The organism is Azonexus sp. (assembly GCF_036170495.1).
Classification (GTDB): Bacteria; Pseudomonadota; Gammaproteobacteria; order Burkholderiales; family Rhodocyclaceae; genus Azonexus.
The window spans coordinates 1-5983 of record NZ_JAVHPH010000073.1; the positions used below are offsets into that span (position 1 = coordinate 1).

Consider the following 5983-nt stretch of genomic DNA (forward strand, 5'->3'; position numbering starts at 1 on the left):
TGCGGAGCAGATGGGCCCCGCAGACCATCGGCTATCGACCACGACAATTTACGCCGGTCCCCGAGCCGCGCTTTAGCGCAGATCAAACCAGCGGGAATACCTGGCAAGCGACAGCCATGGCGCACTGATCGCCCTCAAGCCGAGGCGAACACGGCGCCTGGTTCAGGCCGCTTCGCGCAGGGCGGGCAGGATGGCCCGCGCATTCTCGGTCGTCTGCGCGGCGAGCGCGGCCGGCGGCAGCTTGCGCAGGCCAGCCAGCACTTCGATGATGCGCGGCAATTCGCCAGGTGCATTGCGGCCGCCGTTCAGCCAGGCTGGCGGCATATCCGGCGCATCGGTTTCGAGAACGATCGATTCGAGCGGGAGCGTTTGCGCCAGGGCGCGAATGCGCGTCGAACCGGCGAAGGTCATGGCGCCGCCAAACCCGAGCGCGAAGCCGAGTTTGATGAATTCATCGGCCTGCTGGCGACTGCCGTTGAAGGCGTGGGCGATGCCGCCGCGCACGCCGATCCGGCGCAATTGCTTGAGTACCGGATCAATCGCCCGGCGGACGTGGAGCAAGACGGGCAGATCGAAGTCGCGGGCGAGCTTCAGTTGTTCGACGAAGAAATGGGTCTGGCGCTCGCTATCGATGCCGCTGACGTAGAAATCGAGGCCGATCTCGCCGACCGCAACCGGCGGCGCCTGCTGTAGCCAGTCGCGCAGCCGGGACAGGTCTTCCGGGCTGGACTGGTCGACGTAAAGCGGGTGGATCCCGTAGGCCTCAAGGCAGGCCGGATAGTCGGCAATTTTCGATTTTGGCCGAAAATTCCGGTCGACCGTGACGCCCGGCACCACGATCCGCTCGACACCGGCAGCCAGCGCCGCGGCATACACTGCATCGCGATCGGCATCGAACTCCGCCGCATCGAGATGACAGTGGGTATCGATCAACATTTCAGGAAGGGAAAATCCACTTCGGGTAAAGCGCCGCTCATCAGGTCGGCGAGGGCGGCCGCCGAGCCGCAGGCCATCGTCCACCCCAGCGTGCCGTGGCCGGTGTTGAGCCACAGGTTGGCGTAACGCGTCTGGCCGATGATCGGCACATTCGACGGCGTCGCCGGGCGCAGACCGCACCAGAAGGCCGGCTCACCAAGTGTCTTGAGTTCGGGAAAAAGCTGGCGGGTGCGCGTGATCAGCGCCTGGCAGCGCACCGGATTGAGATCGAGGTTGTAGCCATTGAATTCGGCCGTGCCGGCGATGCGCAAGCGGTTGCCAAGGCGGGAAAAGACCAGTTTGCACTCGTCGTCGGTAATGCTGACCGTCGGCGCGCCGCTTCCCTCGGCCAGCGTCAGCGTCGCCGAATAGCCCTTGGCCGGATAGACCGGCAGGCTGATGCCGAGCGGCTTGGTGAGCAGCGGCGAATAGCTGCCGAGGGCGACGACGTAGGCATCGGCCGTCAGCAATTCGCGGCCATCCTTGCCGCTGGCGACGACCCCGGCGACCCGGCCGGCCCCGGCGGCAATGCGCTCGATGGTCGTGCCGAAGCGAAAATCGACACCGAGCGCAGCCGCTCGCTCGGCCAGGGCGCCGGTGAATTTCCTGGCGTCGCCACTTTCGTCGGAGCGCGTGTAGTCGCCACCGACCAGAGGCAGCTTGGCGGCGGCCAGCGCTGGTTCAATTTCGAGGCACTTTTCCGCGTTGACCGTCAGACGATCCAGCCCGAACTGGCGCATCAGCTGCGCCGCTTCGACCGCCGCCGAAAACTCCTGGCGATCGGTATAAATGTGCAGGATGCCGCGCTCGAGATGGTCGTATTCGAGCCCCAGATCCTGCCGCAGCGCCTGCAGACTGCGCCGGCTGTACAGCGCCATGGCAACAATCGCCGCGATGTTGCGCCGGGTCCGGCCGGGCAGGCATTCGCCGAGAAAGCGCAGGCCCCAGGCCAGTTGCGCCGGATCAGCCCGCCAACGCCAAAGCAACGGCGCATCTTCGCGGCCCTGCCATTTCAGCAGGCGGGTCAGAACATGCGGGTTGGCCCATGGCTCGGCGTGAGAAACGGAAATCTGTCCGCCGTTGGCAAAGCTCGTCTCGTCAGCGACCTCTGGCTGACGGTCGATGACCGTCACCTGATGCCCGGCGCGGGCGAGATACCACGCGCTCGTTGTACCGACAACGCCGGCCCCCAGCACCAGCACTTTCAAGTCTCGCCCCCCCTTTCACGGGTAATGCGGGTGACCTCGGGGATGTGGCGCATGCCGCGCATGACCTGCGCCAAATGATTGCGATGGGCGACCTGAATGGTGAAGCGCAGCGAGGTAAACAGGCGTTCCGGGTCGGCGTCCATCGAGACATGCTCGATGTTCGAGCCGGCCTCGGCGATGGCCGAGGCAACCTGGGCCAGCACCCCGCGCGAGTTCTTGACCTCGACGTTGATGCGGATATCGAACAGCTTGCCCTCTTCCGGCTCCCATTCGACATCGATCCATTTCTGCGGCTCGCTCGAGCGCGACTTGCGGATCGCCTGGCAGTCATGCGTATGAATGACCAGACCGCTGCCCTTCCTGATCGAACCGATGATCGGGTCGCCGGGAATCGGCTGGCAGCACCGGGCCAGCTGGATGGCCATGCCTTCGGTGCCGTGGATGGCCAGCGCCATGCCGCTCGGCACGTCATGCGTCATGTCCTCGCGGGCCAGCAGGCGACGGGCGACGACGGAAGGCAGCCGCTTGCCGAGGCCAATCTCGGTATAAACCTCTTCGATATTCTTCTGGCCACCAGACTTGACCATCTGCTCCCAGGCGGCGGTCGGGATCGAAATCGGCACGACGCCGAGCGACAGCAATTCCTGACGCAGCAGGCGCTCGCCAAGGCGAGCCGATTCCTCGTTCTGCATGGTGCGCAAAAAGTAGCGGATCTTGCTGCGCGCCCGACCGGTCTTGACGTAGGTCAGCCACACCGGGTTCGGGCTGGCTTGTGGCGAAGTGATGATCTCGACCAGGTCGCCATTGCGCAGCTCGGTGCGCAGCGGCGCCAGCTCGTGATTGACGCGGGCTGCCGAGCAGTGATGGCCGACGTCGGTATGCACCGCGTAGGCGAAGTCGACCACCGTCGCGCCACGCGGCATGGCCATGATCTTGCCCTTGGGCGTGAAGACGTAAACCTCGTCAGGAAAGAGGTCAATCTTGACGTTTTCGAAGAACTCGGCCGAGTCGCTGGTCTGCATCTCGAGCAGCGACTGCAGCCACTTGTGCGTCTTGATCTGCAGGTCAGCGCTGCTTTCATCCATATCCTTGTACAGCCAGTGCGCAGCGACGCCTTCCTGCGCGACATGGTGCATTTCGCGCGTCCGGATCTGCACTTCGACCGGCGTGCCGTAGGGCCCGATCAGCGTCGTATGCAGCGACTGGTAGCCGTTGGCCTTGGGAATGGCGATGTAGTCCTTGAACTTGCCGGGCACCGGCTTGAACAGGCTGTGCAACGCGCCGAGCGCCAGATAGCAGGTCGGCACATTGTCGACGACGACCCGGAAGCCGTAGATGTCGAGCACCTGCGAAAACGACAGGTGCTTTTCCTTCATCTTGCGGAAAATCGAGTACAGGCTCTTCTCGCGGCCAAACACCTCAGCCTTGAGGCCGGCGTGCACCAGCTTTTCGTTGATGCCGTCGAGAATCTTGGTGAGCAGCTCCTTGCGGTTACCGTGCGCGGTGCTCAGCGCCTTGGTCAGCACCTCGGCGCGATGCGGATGGATGAGCCGGAACGAGGTGTCCTGCAACTCGCGGTAGAGCTTGTTGAGGCCGAGGCGCAAGGCAATCGGGGCGTAGATTTCGAGCGTTTCGCGGGCGATGCGGGTGCGCTTGTCGGCACGCATCGCCGACATCGTCGCCAGGTTGTGCTGGCGGTCGGCGAGCTTGATGAGCACGACGCGCAAATCGCGCGCCATGGCCATCAGCATCTTGCGGAAATTTTCGGCCTGCGCCTCCTGGTAGGAGGCGAATTCCATCTTGTCGAGCTTGGACAGGCCATCGACCAGCTCGGCGACTTCCTTGCCGAATTTCTCGGCCAGCTCGTGCTTGGTCGTCCCGGTATCTTCGAGCACATCATGGAGCAGGGCCGCGGCAATCGCGTCGACATCCATCCGCCACTCGACGACGGCGCCGGCGACAGCCAGCGGATGCGTGATGTAGGCCTCGCCCGACATGCGCCGCTGACTGGCGTGCGCCTTGGCGGCGTAGGCATACGCCGCCTTGATTTTTTCTAGTTCAGCCGGGGAAAGATAATCGAGACTATCGAGGAAAACCCGGTAGGCGGGTTCCTCATCAGCAGGCGGCAGAGGTGACGGCACGAAACCCATCAGTCTTCACCGCCCCAACCTTCAGCCTTGGCCGCGGTTAAGCACTTCCAGGCCAATCTTGCCGGCGCCCATTTCCTTGAGTGCGACAACCGTCGGCTTGTGCTTTTCACCGTCGACCAGCGGGGTCGCGCCGTTGGCCAGCTGACGGGCGCGGTGGGCGGCAGCCAGGGTCATCATGAAGCGATTGGGAATTCTTTTCAGACAGTCATCAACGGTAACGCGAGCCATGGAAACCTCAAAAATCAGATCATTCTTTGAAACAGGGCGGCGTGTCGCGCACGCTGGGCCCCAAAACTCAGACGGGAGGCGCGTATAACCGCACGCAAATCATCCAGAGCCTGAGCCAACTGGTCGTTAATAATAACATAGTCGAATTCGCCGACATGGCGCATTTCGGCCTGCGCCGCGGCCAAACGGCGCGAAATGACGTCGGCGCTGTCGGTGCCACGGCCGGTCAGGCGGCGGGTCAACTCTTCCATCGACGGCGGCAGAATGAAGACACCGATCGCCTGCGGGAACAAGGCCCGCACCTGCTGCGCGCCCTGCCAGTCGATCTCGAGCAGGACATCGCGGTCGACCGCCAACTGGTCAGCAATCCATTTCTTCGAGGTGCCATAGAAATTGCCATGCACCTCGGCCCATTCGAGGAATTCCTGGCGGGCGATCATCGCCTGGAATTCGGTGGCCTCAACGAAATGATATTCGCGCCCGTTTTCCTCACCCGGGCGCGGCGCGCGAGTGGTATAGGAGATGGAAAGCTGGACGGTTTTTTCCTGCTCGAGGAGCAGGCGAACCAGCGTCGTCTTGCCGGCACCGGACGGCGCGGCCACTACATAAAGATTTCCGGCCATGGGGGCCCTCAGAAAAACGCCCGCCACGGCGGGATTAGCAATTTGCTACGGTCAACCGGGAAAAACGACCAAAAATGAAATTGGCCTGCGTTGTCCGCGGGCCAACGCGCCACGTCCGATTTATTCCAGGTTCTGAATTTGTTCGCGCATTTGCTCGATGAGCAGCTTGAGTTCCATCGAGGCCTGCGAAACCTCGGTGATGGCCGATTTCGAGCCGAGCGTATTGGCTTCGCGATTGAGTTCCTGCATCAGGAAATCGAGGCGCTTGCCACAGGCACCGCCGTGCTTGAGCACACGCTCGACTTCGTCGAGGTGAGTGGTCAGGCGGGCGAGTTCTTCCGCCACATCGATGCGTGTCGCGAAGACGGCGACTTCCTGCAGCACGCGGTCGTCGCTGGCGCCACCCAGCGCTTCGGTTAGACGCTGGCGCAGCTTGTCGGTGTAGATGGCCTGCGCCTCGGGAATGCGCGGGGCGACGCGGCGGACGATGTCGCGCATGGCGTTGACGCGGTCAATGATGGTTTCAGCCAGCTTGTCGCCTTCGCGGCCACGGGTTGCCGTGAAATCGACCAGCGCGTCGCGGGCCAGGGTCATGACCTCGGGGCTCAGCGCAGCGAAGTCGACGTTCTGTTCGCCGAACATGCCGGGCCAGCGCAGGGCTTCGTTCACCGACAGCGGCGTCGCCTCGGGCATCTCGCGGCGCACGCGTTCGTTCAGCGACTTCAGCGTCGCCAGCAACTCGCCGTTGATTTTGAGCTGGTCGGCCTTGGCGGCCGCCGCATTGAAGGCGAGCCGGCAC

General features: G+C 63.4%; 6 protein-coding genes. All 6 read right to left on the minus strand.

Going from position 1 to position 5983, the window contains the following annotated elements; translation table 11 throughout:
- Positions 1 to 162 precede the first annotated feature (162 nt).
- The gene (locus tag ADADOO_RS02415) at positions 163 to 936 is read right to left on the minus strand and encodes a TatD family hydrolase (RefSeq protein ID WP_511274696.1); all 774 of its coding nucleotides are present in this window, start codon (positions 934 to 936) and stop codon (positions 163 to 165) included.
- Entirely contained in the window at positions 930 to 2183 is a 1254-nt protein-coding gene (locus tag ADADOO_RS02420; protein ID WP_511274698.1) for a D-amino acid dehydrogenase, read from the minus strand. Before ADADOO_RS02420 ends, ADADOO_RS02415 begins: the two co-directional genes overlap by 7 nt.
- Positions 2180 to 4333 carry a RelA/SpoT family protein gene (locus ADADOO_RS02425; protein WP_511274700.1) on the minus strand — a complete coding sequence of 718 codons (2154 nt, stop codon included), beginning with the start codon at positions 4331 to 4333 and terminating at the stop codon, positions 2180 to 2182. Before ADADOO_RS02425 ends, ADADOO_RS02420 begins: the two co-directional genes overlap by 4 nt.
- A 21-nt stretch (positions 4334 to 4354) precedes the next feature.
- Positions 4355 to 4561: a DNA-directed RNA polymerase subunit omega gene (gene rpoZ / locus ADADOO_RS02430; RefSeq protein ID WP_511274702.1), complete on the minus strand. Its 207-nt coding sequence runs from the start codon at positions 4559 to 4561 to the stop codon at positions 4355 to 4357.
- A gap of 14 nt (positions 4562 to 4575) precedes the next feature.
- Positions 4576 to 5184: a guanylate kinase gene (gmk, locus tag ADADOO_RS02435; RefSeq protein WP_511274704.1), complete on the minus strand. Its 609-nt coding sequence runs from the start codon at positions 5182 to 5184 to the stop codon at positions 4576 to 4578.
- Positions 5185 to 5304: 120 nt separating this feature from the next.
- On the minus strand, positions 5305 to 5983 hold a 679-nt coding region (locus ADADOO_RS02440), incomplete at its 5' end, for a YicC/YloC family endoribonuclease (RefSeq protein WP_511274706.1).